The sequence below is a fragment of the Roseicyclus salinarum genome (assembly GCF_029624655.1).
Taxonomy (GTDB): Bacteria; Pseudomonadota; Alphaproteobacteria; order Rhodobacterales; family Rhodobacteraceae; genus Roseibacterium; species Roseibacterium salinarum.
The window spans coordinates 84517-100770 of the sequence record NZ_JARRSA010000006.1 but is presented as its reverse complement, the minus strand read 5'-3'; the positions used below and the strand labels follow the sequence as shown (position 1 = coordinate 100770).

At 64.2% G+C, this 16254-nt stretch carries 16 protein-coding genes; 10 read left to right on the top strand and 6 right to left on the bottom strand.

The features are described from left to right. Positions 1–105: 105 nt before the first annotated feature. On the bottom strand, positions 106–1305 hold the full coding sequence (locus P6F26_RS05615) for a permease (RefSeq protein WP_278027674.1): 1200 nt from the start codon (positions 1303–1305) through the stop codon (positions 106–108). Between the two features lie 503 nt (positions 1306–1808). Next, the gene (locus tag P6F26_RS05610; RefSeq protein ID WP_278027673.1) at positions 1809–2846 is read right to left on the bottom strand and encodes a GlxA family transcriptional regulator; all 1038 of its coding nucleotides are present in this window, start codon (positions 2844–2846) and stop codon (positions 1809–1811) included. Positions 2847–2969: 123 nt separating this feature from the next. Between P6F26_RS05610 and P6F26_RS05605 the strand changes: the two genes are divergently transcribed. Next, positions 2970–3782 (top strand): class I SAM-dependent methyltransferase, encoded by an 813-nt coding sequence (locus P6F26_RS05605; RefSeq protein WP_278027672.1) that lies wholly within the window; start codon positions 2970–2972, stop codon positions 3780–3782. Between the two features lie 326 nt (positions 3783–4108). Here P6F26_RS05605 and P6F26_RS05600 read toward each other — a convergent pair whose 3' ends face one another. The 3 genes from P6F26_RS05600 to P6F26_RS05590 are packed head-to-tail and all read right to left on the bottom strand — an operon-like array spanning position 4109 to position 5994. Next, the gene (locus P6F26_RS05600; protein ID WP_278027671.1) at positions 4109–4528 is read right to left on the bottom strand and encodes a hypothetical protein; all 420 of its coding nucleotides are present in this window, start codon (positions 4526–4528) and stop codon (positions 4109–4111) included. 42 nt (positions 4529–4570) lie between these two features. Beyond that, positions 4571–4963 carry an MAPEG family protein gene (locus P6F26_RS05595; protein WP_278027670.1) on the bottom strand — a complete coding sequence of 131 codons (393 nt, stop codon included), beginning with the start codon at positions 4961–4963 and terminating at the stop codon, positions 4571–4573. Continuing rightward, complete coding sequence (locus P6F26_RS05590; RefSeq protein ID WP_278027669.1) at positions 4960–5994, bottom strand: GlxA family transcriptional regulator; 1035 nt, start codon at positions 5992–5994, stop codon at positions 4960–4962. The genes P6F26_RS05595 and P6F26_RS05590 overlap by 4 nt, the downstream gene beginning before the upstream one ends. A 50-nt stretch (positions 5995–6044) precedes the next feature. Here P6F26_RS05590 and P6F26_RS05585 point away from each other — a divergent pair, with 50 nt between their 5' ends. The 4 genes from P6F26_RS05585 (at position 6045) to P6F26_RS05570 (ending at position 8862) form a co-directional block, all read left to right on the top strand. Further along, positions 6045–7160: a DJ-1/PfpI family protein gene (locus P6F26_RS05585; RefSeq protein ID WP_278027668.1), complete on the top strand. Its 1116-nt coding sequence runs from the start codon at positions 6045–6047 to the stop codon at positions 7158–7160. A 75-nt stretch (positions 7161–7235) separates the two neighbouring features. Then, complete coding sequence (locus P6F26_RS05580) at positions 7236–7595, top strand: hypothetical protein (RefSeq protein ID WP_278027667.1); 360 nt, start codon at positions 7236–7238, stop codon at positions 7593–7595. A gap of 5 nt (positions 7596–7600) precedes the next feature. Then, positions 7601–7918: a hypothetical protein gene (locus tag P6F26_RS05575; RefSeq protein ID WP_278027666.1), complete on the top strand. Its 318-nt coding sequence runs from the start codon at positions 7601–7603 to the stop codon at positions 7916–7918. An 86-nt stretch (positions 7919–8004) separates the two neighbouring features. Then, positions 8005–8862 carry a PhzF family phenazine biosynthesis protein gene (locus P6F26_RS05570; RefSeq protein WP_278027665.1) on the top strand — a complete coding sequence of 286 codons (858 nt, stop codon included), beginning with the start codon at positions 8005–8007 and terminating at the stop codon, positions 8860–8862. Between the two features lie 276 nt (positions 8863–9138). Here P6F26_RS05570 and P6F26_RS05565 read toward each other — a convergent pair whose 3' ends face one another. After that, positions 9139–10134, bottom strand: coding sequence for a glutathione S-transferase C-terminal domain-containing protein (locus P6F26_RS05565; protein WP_278027664.1), 996 nt, complete (start codon positions 10132–10134; stop codon positions 9139–9141). A gap of 94 nt (positions 10135–10228) precedes the next feature. Here P6F26_RS05565 and P6F26_RS05560 point away from each other — a divergent pair, with 94 nt between their 5' ends. From P6F26_RS05560 to P6F26_RS05540, 5 genes are all read left to right on the top strand, one after another. After that, complete coding sequence (locus P6F26_RS05560; RefSeq protein WP_278027663.1) at positions 10229–11140, top strand: LysR substrate-binding domain-containing protein; 912 nt, start codon at positions 10229–10231, stop codon at positions 11138–11140. A 618-nt stretch (positions 11141–11758) separates the two neighbouring features. Next, positions 11759–12298 (top strand): hypothetical protein, encoded by a 540-nt coding sequence (locus tag P6F26_RS05555; protein ID WP_278027662.1) that lies wholly within the window; start codon positions 11759–11761, stop codon positions 12296–12298. Further along, positions 12295–13650 carry a GAF domain-containing protein gene (locus P6F26_RS05550; protein ID WP_278027661.1) on the top strand — a complete coding sequence of 452 codons (1356 nt, stop codon included), beginning with the start codon at positions 12295–12297 and terminating at the stop codon, positions 13648–13650. Before P6F26_RS05555 ends, P6F26_RS05550 begins: the two co-directional genes overlap by 4 nt. Positions 13651–13889: 239 nt before the next feature. Further along, complete coding sequence (locus tag P6F26_RS05545; RefSeq protein ID WP_278027660.1) at positions 13890–15245, top strand: FAD-binding oxidoreductase; 1356 nt, start codon at positions 13890–13892, stop codon at positions 15243–15245. Positions 15246–15306: 61 nt separating this feature from the next. Beyond that, positions 15307–16095: a DUF5602 domain-containing protein gene (locus P6F26_RS05540; RefSeq protein ID WP_278027659.1), complete on the top strand. Its 789-nt coding sequence runs from the start codon at positions 15307–15309 to the stop codon at positions 16093–16095. Positions 16096–16254: the final 159 nt, after the last annotated feature.

Here is a 16254-nt window from a genome sequence, read left to right as displayed (position 1 = left end):
AAGTCAGCCAAGCAGGAACGCGACGCCGGGGCAAACAGCTCAAGGATGTCGAGAAGCAGATTGAGGATGCTCTGGACCGTATCATGGATGCGGAGAGCAAGACGGTTATCCAACAAGAAGACCAGTACCGATCCACAAGTATGCAGCCAACGCCAACCAGAAGAGCAGCTTTTCCAAGAAACCCTTGCCAATGGACATTCTGAAACCGCTGGTTTTGATTTTCCAGCCAACGAACGCTGCGGACAGAATGACGAAAGCCGTGTTCAGCCAGAAGGTGTAGTCGATCTTGAAGAATTCACGTTCCGTCACGGCCTTCACCTGATCGGCCGAGGGCAGAAGATCGAGAGCGGCAAAGCCATAGTGTAGAATAAGCGCGGTGGCGACAAGCACCACAAGGAACACTGCGAGGATGTAGAGCGCCATCTTCCAGCCGTAGTATTTCGCGTTCACTCGAAGGACCGGAAGGACTACGAGATCAGAGAATATGAAGGCCATGATCCCCGCAAAGGCCACGCCATTGCCATAGAGGACAGCGGCCAGAGGTATGTTCCCCATGGAGCCGATGAAAGTGAAGAATGCAGCGACGGGTCCCACAAGCACTTGAGCGATAAGTTCGAAGAAATTCGGATCGTCGCCGCCAATGAAGAGCCACTCGAAAAACTCTCTCGGCACGAAGGCTGCGATGATGCCCGCGACCGTGAAGCCGATAGTCACGTCTTTCCAGACCATCTGCCATTCCATGAAATAGCGGCGTGCGATCGCGGCCCACGCGTCGCGGGATTTCAGCTTAGCCTTCCAGTCATCGTCGGCAGCGGCGTTTTCATCCCCGGACTCTTGGCTCGCACGAGCATTCTCCCGCGCCTCATTGATCGGAGCGAAGCGGCTGGTGAGGCGGACGACAAGCCACATCAGAAGGATCAAGAGTATACCGCCCACATATTCACCGACCACAAACTGCCATCCAAGAAAGATGCCGATGATGATACCAAGCTCAACGACAAGGTTTGTCGACGCCAGCAGGAAGGCAATTGACGGTACAAAGCCGGCCCCCTTGGCGAAGAGAGCGCGGGCACCGGATAATGCGGCAAAACTGCAGGACGAGCTGATAAAGCCAAAGAAGGTGCCAAGCGCGACAGAGCGCGGTCCGTCTTTTCCCATCGCATCCTGCATCTTGTCGCGCGTGACCAGCACCTGAATCATTGAGGATATGAGATACCCGAGCGCAAAGGCCCAAAAAGCGGTCCAGAAAAGCCCGACGCTGGTGACCGCGGACTCATGCCATGTTTCAAGAAAGTGATTGGTCAAGTTGTAGCTTCAATCGAGTTTACCCGTCTCTACAACGCAGAAACTGAGCTTCCGTTCACGCAGTCGGGAAAAACAGGCATTCAATACCACCCAATGGAGTCCAGGTGTGCAAACTCCGGAGTTTCGCGGCAGCGCAGGACGGGCCCCAACTAAACCGTTTTTGTCCCTGCAAGATCAGACCGTTTCTAGCCTGCCCGCCCAAAAGCCGACCTTCGCGCAACTGCAGCGAAAGGCTACAAAGTCCGCAACTGGGTCATCGGTGCCCGAAACCTCGCTGCACTCTGCTTGAACGGCCGCTTTTCTTGCTGCCGCGCAGCTGACGGCGCGCCTACTGGAATTGCCGCATCTGCGAGGGTCCGCGCCCGATCACTTCCGGTATGGGCTCGATGGAGACATCTGGCTAGAACGATCAGATGTCCCCAAATCGGGTCAATCCAGACACTCATGCCAACCGCAGCGAACGGCTGGATCGAGCCCATAGCGGACGAGTTTTTCTGCGCGGCTCACCGCGCTGACAGGAAGCCCGCGCTGGAAAAGCGCCGACGGTATTCTGCCGGGCTCAGGCCAGTCATCTTACGGAATAGCCGGCGGAAGGCGCGGGGGTCCGTGTATCCGACGGCCTCCGAAATCGCGTCCACGCTCTGGCCGTCCATTTCGAGGAACTGCTTGGCCTCCTCGACCCTCAGGGATTGTACATAGTCGTTCGGACTGTAACCCGTGGCGGCTCGAAAACGCCTGTCGAAAGTGCGCCTTGGCAGGCCCGAGCGCGCAATTGCGCGGCTTACGACGTCGCGCTCGGCGTAGGTTTGGGCCAGCCAAGCTTGGCACTCCTGAATGACTGCATCTTCGCTTTGCAGCCGCCGCATCGGGGCTGCATAGTGCCGTTGACCGTCCGGTTTCGGGTCAACGCAGTAAAAACGTGCGGATTTTGCTGCGTGGTCCGGCCCGATGTACCTCGCGATCAGGTAAAGAGCGAGGTCCTGCCAGGACGCCATGCCACCCGACATGACGATCGAGTCTCCCTTTCCGGCAAACGTGAGCGTGCGGTACGGGAAAAAGTCCACATTGGGGTACCGCTTTTCGAAGACCTCAGCCATCGACCAATGCGCCGTCGCCTCCTCACCTTCCAGGAGGCCCGCATCCGCGAGCAAGGCCGAGCCGGAACAAGCCGTCGCCAGCCGTGCACCGGCAGCGTGGCGGTCCACCACCCAATCGATCTCGGGTCCAAGGACATCCCGCGGCGGGGTCCACATGCCGATCCTGAAGTTTGGCAGGCAGATGATCTCGGCGTCGTCAGCCTCCTCCAAGGTCGCGTCAGGCATCACAGGCACACCACTGATGCACCGGAACGGCACCTTGGTGCGCGCAACAATCCTGACCCGAGTCATCGGCGGTGTAGGCGTGCCCTCAGTCAAATAGGACCAGGCCGACCCGACAGACGTCAGCAGATCGTAGAGGCCATAGAGAATGGCGCCCCGGCAACTTTCGGCAGCCAGAACGTCGACCCGAAGCGGATCTGCTGTGAAATCCCGCATCTTCATGTCGGGTGACCTCCTACACATCGCTGATGGCTGAATTGGCCCACTTGTGGCCAGTTTGACCCTAACGTGACCAATCGCGTCAAAGCACTTTGAAACTGCTCACGACACAAGACGAGGGAAATCATGACCTATGAAGCTTTCAAACGTGCTGAAATGGAGGGGTGGGACGCAAGGGCTGCCGCCTATGACGTCTACACCGGCAAAGTGACGACTGCCGCCATTCCGACGCTTCTGGCCATGGCCGAAACGGCCCCTGATAAGCGGTTTCTCGATCTGTGCTGCGGAACCGGACGTGCGGCCGGTGCAGCAAGCGCGCTAGGCGCCGTGGCCGACGGCATCGATGTCTCGCCCGCGATGGTCGAATACGCACGTTTGGCTTTTCCTTTGGCAAGTTTCGCGACCGGCGATGCCGAGGCTATCCCGAAACCCGACGACACCTATGACAGCGTGATCTGCTCCTTTGGCGTCATGCATGTCACCAGCCCCGCAAAGATGTTGAACGAGATCGCGCGGGTTTTGAGGCCTGGCGGTCGGCTCGCGCTCAGCCATTGGGTCGGCCCGCCGGACTCGGCGCTCTTCAGGATCGTGTTCGGCACGATGCAACGGCTCGCGGACATGTCTGTGGTGCCACCCTCACCGCCCCCCTTTGCGCTTTCGTCGGAGGAGGCGATGCGCGGGGCGCTGGAAGCCGCAGGCTTCAGCGACGTGTCGATTGTTCGGCTCCCGCTCACCTTCCACGCGCCCAAAGGGCGATTCCCCGAGCATTTCAGGGCATTCGCGGCACGGGCGGCCGTCATCCTCGATAAGCAATCAGATCACGTCCTACGCGAGATCTATTCCGATTGGGAGGCGCAGCTTGAAGACAGTTTGACGGAAGATGACCAATACCACGTCCCAATGCCGGCCTTGGCTGTGTCTGCCGTTCGCAACAATTAGGTAACAACATCTGCTTGGCCAATGGAGGGATAGGCCTCGTTCCGGCCTTTTGCACGGTGTGCATCGAGCGTCCGCTTCACCTCTTCCAATCGATTGGTTCGCAATCGCAGCGAAGGTCTGCTCTCCGCCCTTCGCGAAGCTTTCTGCATCCGCGAGAATGGCCTGCCCCAATGAATTGGTCCGGTTTCAGTCTTCTGGTTCGCGACCCAGGAGACCACGCGCATGACGCCCCGGGTCAAATGGGCCTGGGATTTCTATACCAATGATCTTTCGCATGTGTTGAGAGACGCATCGCGATCCCGACGAGGTATCCAGGCCTCGACCAGTCAGAGACACCGACCGTTCTGGAACTCCTCCTCTGTCAGCCGGAACTCCAAATGCACCGGATCGACGCCATTCGTGTCGAAGAAGGGAAGCTCGACCTCGTAGACCGGCTGCCCCGTTATCTCCCAGTCCGCCGCTGCCTTGTTGATCGCGCTGATGAGACGCCGGTCCGGCAGGCTTCCCTGCTCGAGCGGGGAGACCATCTGCTCCTCAGCGCGCGCTCGCATGCAGGCGTAGATCTCCACGAGATCCTCTCGCATCTCGAGGTCGGCCGGTCCCTTGATCCAGTCGGGGGACGCGCTTTCCGCATCTTGAAGGTCGGGGCCCCAGCGCGCGTAGAGACTGACGGTCGCGAGAACGGGGACAAGCACACCGATGACAAGGACGGCGCGGATGACCCTGCAGGTGAAGCTGCTTCGCATTTTCTGCGGTCTCCTCGTCTCGAATGGTCGATGCCCGCGGCGTCATGCGAGGGTCAGCGCTGCATTGACATAGGCGACGAGCAGCGCAGCGAACCCGGTCAGCCAGGTGATGCTCCGAATGGGGCCTGCTCCGAAGGCCTGGAGGATCCCGTGCAGGGCCCGCGAGGCCGCGTAGACGAGGCAGGCCCAGCCAAGCACGCCGTTCTCCGACCCGGACCCGGCGAGGATTGCGATGGGCGCGAACATCGCCACGCCTTCGACCTGGTTCCGGACCACCCGCGCAAGGCGTCGCGAGAGAACATCGCTCCGCTCTTCGTCGCGCACGGAGGCGCTGTAGCGAAACCCGAAGGCGATGTCGGAATGGACAGCCTGCGCCGAGACTGCGCCGGCGAGGCTCAGCCCGACGATCAGCGTGGCGAGATCGACCGGCGTCATGAGACTTCCTCCAACTCGGTCCCGGAACGCTCCGCCCTGGCAAACCGCGCGCGATAGGCGCCGGGCGTGATCCCGACCCGTTTCTGGAACGACCGCAGGAGCGCATCGACCGACCCGTACCCAGCCGCGTGCGAGACCTGCTCCAGCGAGTGCCCGGTCTCCTCGAGAAGCGTCTTGGCGCGGGTCAGACGCGCCTCCTCGACGAACTTCGCCGGCGTCGTGCCGACCGTCTTCGCGAAGGCGCGCAGGAAGCTCCGCTCGCTCATGTTGACGAGAGCGGCAAGATCGGGAACCTGCCGGCCTTCGGCGTGGATCTCACCGGCGGGATCCTCCAGGATCCGCGCCGCGAGCCGCAGGATGGGTTCGGGACCTGACGACGGCAGATCGATGCCCGCCCCGAACTGCGCCTGGCCGCCGGGGCGCCGCAGGAAGAGGACGAGCTCGCGCGCGACCGCGCGCGCCACACCCGGTCCGTGATCCGCCTCGATCAGCGCCAGCGACAGGTCGATCCCGGCCGTGACCCCGGCCGAGGTGAAGAACGGCGGGTCGGCGACATAGATGGCGTCGGCATCGAGATCGACCTGCGGGAAGAGCGCACGAAAGCGGTCCGCGCTGTTCCAGTGTGTCGCCGCCCGCCGTCCGTCGAGAAGCCCCGTGGCCGCGAGCGCAAAGGCCCCTGTACAGATCGAGACGATGCGGCGGGCGCGACCGGCCACCTTACGCAGGGCGCCGAGGGTCGTGCCGTCCCGCCATGCCGAGAGCATGGCCTCCTCCGAGCCGCCGCAGATGACCAGCGTGTCGAGAGGTCCGTCGATCTCTCCGATCGGAAGGGTCGGCGACAGTTGGATCCCGGCATGGGTCCGGATCCCCTGGCCGGCCTCCGAGGCAAGTACGAGATCGTAGTCGCCGCCGAAGCGGTTCGCGACGGCGAACGCCTCCATGGGACCGGTCACGTCGAGGCTTTGCACGCCGTCAAACGCGAAGAACGCGATCTGGCGGCACTTTGGCGGGATATGCGTATTGAATGACATTCACGCCAACATAATGCGCGTCTATCTCCTCTGCAAACAGGAGACGTGTCGTGACCCGCAGACTTACCCGCAAACTTGCCCGCAGACTGATCACCATTGCCGCCCTCATCCTCGCAGCCACGTCCACCGCTCTTCTCAGGAGCGGGACCGCGGCACCCGATATGACGCCGATCCCCGCCACCGACCCGGCCGTGCTGCGGCCCTTGACCGGCGATCGCCGCCTCGTCGTCATCCTGGCCGACAACGCCGGCACCGAGACGACGGATCTCCTTGTGCCGCATGGCATCCTTCAGCGAAGCGGCGCTGTCGATGTGCTCATCGTGTCAACGGAGGAGGGCGCCGTGGACCTCATGCCGGCGCTCACGATCATGCCCGACATGACGGTCGCGGCCTTCCACGACATCCATCCCGAAGGCGCAGACGCGGTCATCGTTCCCGCCTTCCACAGCCGCGGAACCGAGGCCACGACGGACTTCATCCGCAATCAGGCCGGGAAAGGCGCGATGATCGTCTCGATCTGCGAGGGCTCGGAGCCTGTGGCGCAGGCCGGGCTCTTCGACGGTCGCGCAGCGACGACGCATTGGTTCGCGCAAGGCCGCATGACCCGGAGATACCCCGGGGCCACCTGGGTCCAGAACAGGCGCTACATCGTCGATGGCCCGGTCATGAGTTCATCCGGGGTGTCCGCCTCCGTCCCGGCGACCCTGCGGTTTCTCGAAATACTCGCCGGTGACGAGGTGGCCCGCCACACGGCGACCGACCTCGGAGTCGGTGAGTGGAGTTCGCAACACGACAGCTCCCGTTTCTCGCTCGACTTCGGGACGGCGCGGCTCGCGGCCGGCAACCTGCTGGGGTTCTGGCGTCACGAAGTTCTGGTGGCCCCCGTCGTCGACGGCTTCGACGGCATCGCCTTCGCGCTTCAGGCCGATGCCTGGTCGCGGACATACCGCTCGCGCCTGGTGGCCGGTAACGCGGCGGGCATGGCGACATCGGCGGAAGGCGTCGCCTTCCTCACGAAGATCTCCCCACGAAACGATGCGGCCATAGACCCCTTGACCGGCGGCCCTCTGGCCGCACTCGACGCCAGCCTCGAGGCGATTTCCGGGCGCTATGGTCCAAGGACCGCCGATTTCGTCGCCGCGCAGCTCGAATATCACTGGCCGTGATCCCGATCCGACCCCCCCTGGAAACGCAAGCGGCGCCCATGCCGCGCCGAGAAGGAACCCAAGATGAAGACCTCGATGATGATCCTGATCGCCGGGCCCTACCGGTCCGGCACGCACGACGACCCCGAAAAGATGCGGGCAAACCTCGAGCGGCTCGAGGCAGCTGCCTGGCCGATCTTCGACAAGGGCCATGTCCCCATGATCGGCGAATGGGCGGCTCTGCCGATCCTGCGAAGCGGCGGCGGAGGAGACCCCGGCAGCGAGCGCTACGAGGCGGTCATGTATCCCACGGCGCATCGTCTTCTCGCCAAGTGTGACGGTGTTCTTCGTCTGCCCGGCGCCTCGCGCGGCGCCGACAATGACGTGCGCATCGCAAGGGAGCGCGGTCTCCCTGTCTGGTTCGATGTGGCGGAGATCCCGACCGCAAATAATTGACCGGCATGAGATCCTTTCTTCTCATCTTCGGCTGGGCGTCGGTTGCAGGCAGCATCCTCGATGCCGCGATCGGCGTCTACGCAGCTGGCCTCGTGATCATGGGCTTCGTCGACATCGGGCTTCCGGTCGACGCATTTCTCAGGGACCACCTCGCGTTCCTTTACTGGATCAAGGATTTCGCGATGCGCTTTCTGCCGTCGTCCGTCGTAGTCTGGCTCTTCGCGCTGCCAACGCTCGTTTACTTCCCGGCCCGCATCATTCTGGGTGGCGCACTGGGTGCGTGGGCGCTCGCGGCAGCACGGAAACGACGGGATCCCGATTGATGCCTCGCAACAAGCGGGCTGCCCGAAATGGATCTTTTTCCCGGCGCCCGCGAAGGCAGCTTCTCAAGAAGAACTGGAGCAAGTCCATGGAAATCGAGCACATCGCGGCTTTCAGCAAGGAAGAGGACGGCGGCAATCCCGCTGGCGTGGCTCTACTCGAACACGCGGCAAGCGTCGCCGAGATGGCGCGCGTCGCCGCCCAGGTCGGTTACTCGGAAACGGTGTTCGCATATCCGCTGCACGATGGGACCGGGGCATGGCGTGTTCGTTATTTCGCCCCCGAAGCAGAAGTGCCGTTCTGCGGCCATGCCACCATCGCGCTCGGGGCGGTCTTGGGAATGAATTTTGGAGCAGGCACCTATCCGCTCGTTCTCAACGCCTCGGAAATCGAGGTCGAGGCCGAGATCTCAGGCCCTCGGATGAAGGCCACGCTTTCCTCACCACCCACGAAAAGCAGACCCACGGACGAAATGGAGCTACGGCAAACCCTGGACCTCCTTGGGCTCTCACTTGAAGATCTCGATGGGCGGCTGCCACCGGCACGGATCCATGCTGGCGCCGATCACATTGCCCTGACACTGCTGGATCGGACCCGACTGGCGGCCATGCGATATGATCTCGGCAAGGGACGAGAGATGATGCGCCGGCTTGGCCTTGTCACGATCATGCTTGTTCATGCCGAGAATGATCGCACGTTCGTCGCGCGCAACGCCTTTGCATCGGGCGGGGTCGTCGAGGATCCCGCAACCGGCGCGGCGGCGGCGGCCTTCGCCGGTTATCTTCGCGATCTGGGCTGGCCCCACGGCGGCCACATCACGATCCGGCAGGGCGAAGACATGCGTGTGCCCTGCCTGATCGAGGTCCGGCTCGCCGATACCCCAGGATCGTCCGTCCATGTGTCGGGCCAAACACGTTTCATTCAAGCGGCAAGCAGGAGTGCATGAGCGCCGCCGATCCCTGTCAGGAGCGCAGAACGCTGGTTGGACGCTTTCCTCAAGCCGCGCTGCAGCGGGAAAGCACCATCACTCGCGCCGGGCGATCCGGCGTAACGTCCCGATGCCGCACGATACCGCGTCGTCTATTGTCCGGCTTGCTCCCTGGAACAGCGCGGTGACTGCAATCGCGAAGCGAGGTTCCATGAGGCCTCGTGATCCGCGCCGCGATTGGTCCGTTCACGAAAGGACCCAGCCCCCCCTGCATACAGTGCGTGTTCACGATCCTCAGGCCTGATCGTTCGATCCGAACGGCACGAGCTCGCCGTCCCGCCGCTGTATCCAAGGGGTTCCGAGAGCGTCGCGATCATGAGGGAAATCCCAATCGATCTCGGGCAAGCACGGTCGCAACGAGTGTCCCGTTCGCCCGTCATTGCAGTAGGCGGCCTCGATCATGGGTGGGAAGTTGACGGTGGCCCGTATCCCCGGATGCGAAAAAAGGTCTCGCGCATATCCCCAGATGCTTGGCAGGTCGCGCAGCCGATACCGGCTGCACCCAAAGAGGAAATGATAGATCAGGTCGAAGCGCACGAGGGTCGGGAAAAGCCTTAGATCCGAAAGCGTGAGGACGTTCCCATGCAGGAACCGGGATGTCGCCAGACGCTGGTCGAGCCACGCAAGAGTGTCGAAGACCCCCTGTGCGGCTACGTCGAAAGCCTCCTGAGACTTTGCGAATCCCGCCTTGTAGACCCCGTTGTTGAGCGTGTTGTAGATGCGATCGTCCGTCTGCCTGGACGCCCTCTCAAGACCGCGAGGGGCAAGCGTGGTCTCCCCAAACGCTTGGTCAAACGCAACGACGATATCCGAGGACTCGTTCGACACGATCCGGGATGCGACCTTGTCCCAGAGGACGGGAACGGTCGCGCGGCCCGTATGATCGGGATGCCCGAGTGAATAGAGTTGGTGGAGGTGCCGGATGCTGCGGTCGGTGCCCGGCACCGTCCAAGGCGCGCCGCCTGCGATGCTGTATCCCTCCACGCGAGGCCCATGCGCCAGATGGACGGCAACGGCATCGACGTCCTTCACGGCAAGAACGAGGCGCGTCCGGTGCGACCAGGGGCAACTTTCAGATGCGATCAGGAGAAACCGATCAGGTTCCTGTCTCAAAGCCGTGATCGTTTCCCTTTTCATCGCGCCACGAAACGCACTTTCCGATCGCACATAGGCGCCGTCCGACCAGATCCGGTCCTCTTCACTCCACACACCGCCGATCAGCATTCCCATCCATCAGTCCCTTTCATTGATCGGTTTGATGGTAGGGACGATTTCCCACGCCGTCCGTTGCCAACCTCGCCGGTATCGGTGCATTGAAGGCACCATGCGAGACCTGCCCCTGACCTCTCTCCGCGCGCTCGCCGCCGTGCATCGCGAAGGCGGTGTTCGGGCCGGGGCGCGCAGTCTCGGCGTCACCCATTCGACGGTGAGCCGACAGATCCGAGAACTCGAACGCATCTACGGCGTGGCGCTCGTTGCGCCTGAGGGGCGTGGCCTTGTCCTGACGCCCGAAGGAGCTTCGCTCGCCGACACGGCTTCGCGAGCCATCGGTGACCTTGAGACGGCCGCGCTCCGGCTGCGGGAGAGGCGTGGTCGAAATACGGTAACCATTGCGACGACCGCGTCCGTTGCGGTGCGGTGGCTTCTCCCGCGCCTTCCATTGTTTCACGACGCGCACCCTGGCATCGAGGTTTCCATCCTGACCGAGCAGCGCTTTGTCGACCCGGACGGCGAGAGGGTCGATCTCGTTGTCAGGCAGAGCCGGGAGCCGCGGACGACGCTGGCCGCCGAGCCGTTGATGGATGACACGATCTTTCCCGTCATCGCGGCCACTCACCCGGATGCCACCCGGGGTTTGGATCGCTTGCCGAAAGGGGCCGCCCTGCTCCACGACCGTGACCCTGACACGACATGGGCGCGGTGGCTCGAGCAGTATCCAGCGCCGGACGTCGATCCGGCGCTGGGTCCCAGGTTCACATCTTCCGACCTTGTCATCCGCGCAGCCGCTGCCGGTCTCGGCTATGCGCTCGCGCGGGACCGCCTGGTGGGAGAGGACGTCGCTGCAGGTCTCGTCACACGCCCGTTCGGCGCGCGGTCGATCCCGCTTGGAACTGCCTACTGGCTGATCCGGGCTGATCGACCATCGGCGAGCGCAAGAAGTCTCGACCGGGTGACAGAATGGATTATCGAGGAGGCAACCGAGCACCGCTCGACGCTACGTCTCTCTGCAGACTGAGCATGACCATCCTAAATGGCCTGCGCGAATGCCTTGCTCGGGCAAGCATCACAAAGGGCATACGCGATGGACGCTGATCCCGCCTAACTGAACCGCGCTTCCAGCACAGGCACGTATCGCAAGAAGGTGTCCGCGACGGTCGGCGCGCGGAGCTTTTTGCCCGCCCCCTCCCGATCTCCCCGTCGCAGGCCCCGACATGAACGGCCCTTTGCGGACGTTCAGCCCCGGCTCATGATGCTGGGCGCGGCTTGTCGAAGCTGCCGCGCCGCAGTTGCATACCTCCGCGGCTCCCCGAGGTCAGCAGAGCGGGCGAAACTGACGCTCGAGCTTGATTTGATTAGGGCTCGCGGCCCGCTCGGATCGGATGAGTTGGCTTTTCGCCGATCTCGACCTTCCTGCCAGGCCTTAAAGGGCCGTCGAGCATGCATGGGCGCCACCGTCTTCATCATCTACGGGCCAAAGCTTCCGGGGAAGCACCGGACAAACGCAGAAGCGTGAATCTCTTCGAGGCTTCGGTCTACGTGAATCCAGTTGTGAGGCGATCGCGCTTTCGTGGTAGTAGATCCCGGTACAGTGAAACCTGGGACGGCATGTCGCCGGCTTTTCCGGACCAAGTCGATGGCACACTCAGCCTACGCCACACCCACCGACGATCAAATCGCCTGGCGTGACGCCGATCCGGGGTCGGACAGCCTGCCGGCCCATCTCGTGGCCTTTCTTCAATGCGGCGTCACAGTGACCCTCGGGGCGCGTCAGCCCGACGGACGGCCGATCGTGGGCGCCGGGGTCGCCTGTCGCCTCCGCGCGCCAAAGACCATCCGCGTCCTGATTTCCCGCGGCATGAATGCCCGGCTCATAGATGCCGTGGAGGCAGATAGCGCGATCGCGGCGACCTTTTCCCGCGCGCGCGATCATCGATCGATACAGCTGAAGGCTTCTCGCGCCATAGTGAGGGACATCGCCCCCGACGACCCGAGCGAAGCCGCACGGCAGGCTGCACTTCTCGCCGACGATCTGGTGGAGCTGGGTTACGCCCGGGACCAGGCCGATGTGTATGCCTATTTCGGAACGACGGACCTCGCTTCGCTCGAGTTCATCCCCGAGCGTGTTTTCACGCAGACACCAGGCCCGGGAGCCGGTGCGGAGCTGGTGCGATGACGCCATTCGATCTTCGCGACCTTCGTGGCGCGATGGAAGGCATCGCGGCCTCCACCCTTTGCACCTGCGACGCCGACGGCATGCCCAATGCGTCGATGATCAGCCAGGTGCACTGGGTCGATGAGGGCCATGTCGCGCTGTCCTACCAATTCTTCAACAAGACGCGCGCGAACCTGCTCGCTACGAGAAAGGCAAGCGTCCTGATCTTCGATCCGCGCACGCTCGCACAGCACCGGCTCGACCTCGATTATGTCGAGACGCGGACGGCCGGGCCGCTTTTCGAGACGATGAAGGCGAAACTCGCGGGCATCGCTTCGCACCATGGCCTCGAAAAGGTGTTCCGACTCCTTGGCGCCGACATCTTCAAGGTTGCCCATGTGGAGCAGGTGATGGCGCCGACGGCCCGGCCGGGATGCAGGGGCGTATCGCTCCTCTCCGCTGTGAGGAATTGCGTCGACGAGCTTTCGCGCTGCCGGGATTTCGATGATCTCGCCGATGCCGCGCTCGACGGCATGGTCGCGCATCTCGATGTCTCGAACGCGATCCTCCTGCTTGCTGAATGCGACGGGCGGCTCTTCGCGCTTGGCTCGCGGGGGTATGCCGTCTCGGGTATCGGGGCCGAAATCCTGCCGGGCGAGGGCGTGATCGGCGTCGCGGCGCGCGAAGGCGTCCCGATCCGGATCGGCCACTTCAACGCCGACTATCGCTACGGCGCTGCGCTCGGCGCTGCGGCGCAGAAGGCCGGCCTTCTCGCCGAGACGCCGGCCGGCGTTCCATTCCCCGGCCTCGGCACGCCGCACAGCCAGATCGCCGTGCCGGTGATGGCGGAGGGGCGAACCCTGGGCGTCCTCTTCGCCGAGTCGGACGAGGTGCTGCGCTTCGACCATGAATTCGAGGATGCGCTGACGCTGGTTGCGAGCCACCTCGGCGTGATGATGGCGCTCCTGAGGGAGGACGATGCGCAAGAGACACCGATCGCGGCCTTGCCCGAGATTGTGGGAAGCGGCGGCGTCACGGTCCGCCACTATCCGCGCGACGACAGCGTGTTCCTCGACCATGACTATCTCATCAAGGGAGTCGCGGGCGCGATCCTTTGGCGGCTTCTTCGCGAGCACGCCGCCACCGGGCGCACGGATTTCACGACGCGCGAGCTGCGGCTCGACCGATCGCTGAAGATGCCCGACCACGCCGAGAACCTGGACGCGCGCCTGGTCCTCCTGCGCCGCCGGCTGGAGGAGCGCGGCGCCTGTCTTCAGATCGAGAAGACCGGGCGCGGCCTATTCCGGCTCGTCAGCCGCTGCCGGATCACGCTCGAGGATGCAGGCGAGTCGGACGCCATCGAGGTCGCCTGAAGCCCTGCACGGCCACGTGAGCATTTCCTTAGCATCCATTTAAGCTTTCGTGACGCGACACTTAGCAAGCGCGGCGGACACGCTGGCCGTATAGAGCACCGCAGGACGCGGACGGCCGAAGCCAAGAAACAAAGGCGCCGCTCCACCCTACACCACCGAACCCGACGGCGCGACTCGCGCAGCCAAACCCGACCCACGAGGGAACGGCGCTCATTGCCCGTGCCCGGAAGAGAGACGACATGAACACCGACCTGCTCATCCCCCGCATCAGCGGCACCGTCATCACCGCGCTCGAACCCCGCCATGGCGCCGAGGCCGACGCACTCATCTGGAACGGCCGCAAGCCGCGGCGCCGGGCGAAGATCATCGTTCGCGCAGCCTGCGCCGGCGACGTGGCCGAGGCGGTCCGCTTCGCCGCCGCCAACGGCCTCACCGTGTCGCCGAGGGGCGGCGGCCACCAGTTTACCGGGATCGCCGCGCAGGCCGACATGGTAATCGACCTCGGCGCGCTCGACGGGCTGAAGCTCGACACCGAGAGGCGCACGGCCCGCGTGGAACCTGCGGTCACCAATGCCCGCATGGCCGCCGCGCTCGAGCGCCACGGTCTCGCCTTCCCGCTCGGCCATTGCGGCAGCGTGCCGATGTCGGGCTATCTGCTCGGCGGCGGCGTCGGCTGGAACTCGGCCGAATGGGGCTTTGCCTGCTTCTCGGTCGTGGCCGTGGAGGTCGTCCTTGCGGACGGTCGCCTCGTTCGGGCGAGTGCGGAGGAGAACGCCGACATCTTCTGGGCGGTTCGCGGCGCGGGGCCGGAGTTCTTCGGCGTCGTCACCGCCTATCACCTGCGGCTCCGGGAGGCGGCCAAGGCCACGAGCACCACGATCCGCGTCTACCCCGCCTCGATGGTCGCGGAGATCGCGGCCTGGGCGGAGGACGTGGTGGCAAGGGCGCCCGCCTGCGTCGAGTTCACCACGAAGGTCACGCCGACGCCGACCGGTCCGGTGCTTGCGGCGATCGCAACCGTCTTCGCCAAGACCGACGCGGAGGCCTGCGCGATCCACGGTGCGCTCGGCCAGGGCGCGCCCGAGGCGCTCCAGGTCATCGGCCCGATGCCGACGCCCATGCCCACACTCTATGAGGCGACGGAGCCCTCCATGCCGGAGGGCCGCCGCTATGCCGTCGACACGCTGTGGTCGGATGCCCGCTACGGCGAGGTTCTCGGCCGGGTCGCGCAGGACATGGCTCTCGCGCCGTCAGCGGCGTGCATGGGTCTTGTCGTTTTGCGCTCGAACGCGGTGGAGACGCCCATGGATGCGGCCTTTTCCTGCCATGGGCGCATTTTCGGCGCGCTCTACGCGATCTGGGACTGCGCGGAGGCCGATGACTTGAACATCGGCTGGCTCCGTACCGCGATCGACGCCGTCGCGCCGCTCTGCACGGGCGCTTACGTGGGCGAGGCCGATCTCGACCGTCCCGACCGAATGTTGCCGACGCTCAGCGCCGAGGCGAAGGCGCGGATCAACGAACTCCGTGCCCTTCACGATCCGCGCGGGATCTTCCAGCGCCGCATCACCCCGATGGCCCTCGCGGCCGAGTGACCCACGCTCCGCACCGTCGCACGGCGCGGGCCCCTCTCGCAAAGCAAATGGAGACAAAGAGATGATCACGAAACCTTCGATCCGAACCATGCTTCTGACCGGCCTCGCGCTCTGGCCGCTCACCCTGAACGCCCAGGGCATCGAGTTCGCGCCCGAACTTCCCCTCGGAGACGGTACCGTCCGCGCCTTCGCGGAGGTCGCTGCCGATGGCACCCCCACCCGCATCGGCATCGAGATGACCGAAGAGGCCATCGCAACCCTCGGCCCCGACATGGTCTTCCTGACCGTGCCGCTGCCCGATGCGGCGACCGAGGCCGGCTACGACCACGTCTCGCTCGACTGGATGCCGCACGGACATGCGCCCGGCGACCTTTTCGGCGCCCCTCATTTCGACGTGCACTTCTACCTCCTGACGGAGGCCGAGCGGCTCGCCATCGATCCGGCCGCCCCGCTTTTCATGGAAAAGGCTGCAAACCGCCCCACGGCCGACCTGATGCCGCCGAACTACGTGCCGCCGCCGGAACTCGATCCGATCCCTGCCATGGGGGAGCACTGGCTCGACGCGACCGATCCCGTTTTCTCGGGCCGGCCCTTTGAAGCCGTGATGATCTACGGTGCCTGGGACGGCGCGCTTATCTTCGCAGAGCCGATGGTGACGCGCGACCTGCTCCTGTCGCAGCGGGATTTCGGGGGAAACCTCGGCCAGCCGGCGCGCGTCGCCCAAGCGGTGGCGCTGCCGAATGCCTGGAGCGTGTCCTTCGACGCGGACAGGCGCGTGCACGTCGTTTCAATCGATGCGCTCGAAGCGCGGACTCCCGGCGATGAGGCTGGTGGGCCCGAGACGAACTGAACCCAACCGACGCCGGGCGGCGCCCCGCTGCCCGGCCATTCCGTTGCGCTGCCCCGTCCGATCCGGACGGCCTCATTGCAGCTGCAAGACGGCGGGGCGGACATTCGAAGCGCGATGCAGCGAAGGCCGGCTTCTCGCCATTCCGGCATGGCGACGGCA

Excerpts from the sequence above, each read along its gene's own strand:
- P6F26_RS05610 (WP_278027673.1), bottom strand. The coding sequence starts at position 2,846 with ATGAAGATGCGGGATTTCACAGCAGATCCGCTTCGGGTCGACGTTCTG.
- P6F26_RS05605 (WP_278027672.1), top strand. The coding sequence starts at position 2,970 with ATGACCTATGAAGCTTTCAAACGTGCTGAAATGGAGGGGTGGGACGCA.
- P6F26_RS05600 (WP_278027671.1), bottom strand. The coding sequence starts at position 4,528 with ATGCGAAGCAGCTTCACCTGCAGGGTCATCCGCGCCGTCCTTGTCATC.
- P6F26_RS05595 (WP_278027670.1), bottom strand. The coding sequence starts at position 4,963 with ATGACGCCGGTCGATCTCGCCACGCTGATCGTCGGGCTGAGCCTCGCC.
- P6F26_RS05590 (WP_278027669.1), bottom strand. The coding sequence starts at position 5,994 with ATGTCATTCAATACGCATATCCCGCCAAAGTGCCGCCAGATCGCGTTC.
- P6F26_RS05580 (WP_278027667.1), top strand. The coding sequence starts at position 7,236 with ATGATGATCCTGATCGCCGGGCCCTACCGGTCCGGCACGCACGACGAC.
- P6F26_RS05575 (WP_278027666.1), top strand. The coding sequence starts at position 7,601 with ATGAGATCCTTTCTTCTCATCTTCGGCTGGGCGTCGGTTGCAGGCAGC.
- P6F26_RS05570 (WP_278027665.1), top strand. The coding sequence starts at position 8,005 with ATGGAAATCGAGCACATCGCGGCTTTCAGCAAGGAAGAGGACGGCGGC.
- P6F26_RS05565 (WP_278027664.1), bottom strand. The coding sequence starts at position 10,134 with ATGGGAATGCTGATCGGCGGTGTGTGGAGTGAAGAGGACCGGATCTGG.
- P6F26_RS05560 (WP_278027663.1), top strand. The coding sequence starts at position 10,229 with ATGCGAGACCTGCCCCTGACCTCTCTCCGCGCGCTCGCCGCCGTGCAT.
- P6F26_RS05555 (WP_278027662.1), top strand. The coding sequence starts at position 11,759 with ATGGCACACTCAGCCTACGCCACACCCACCGACGATCAAATCGCCTGG.
- P6F26_RS05550 (WP_278027661.1), top strand. The coding sequence starts at position 12,295 with ATGACGCCATTCGATCTTCGCGACCTTCGTGGCGCGATGGAAGGCATC.
- P6F26_RS05545 (WP_278027660.1), top strand. The coding sequence starts at position 13,890 with ATGAACACCGACCTGCTCATCCCCCGCATCAGCGGCACCGTCATCACC.
- P6F26_RS05540 (WP_278027659.1), top strand. The coding sequence starts at position 15,307 with ATGATCACGAAACCTTCGATCCGAACCATGCTTCTGACCGGCCTCGCG.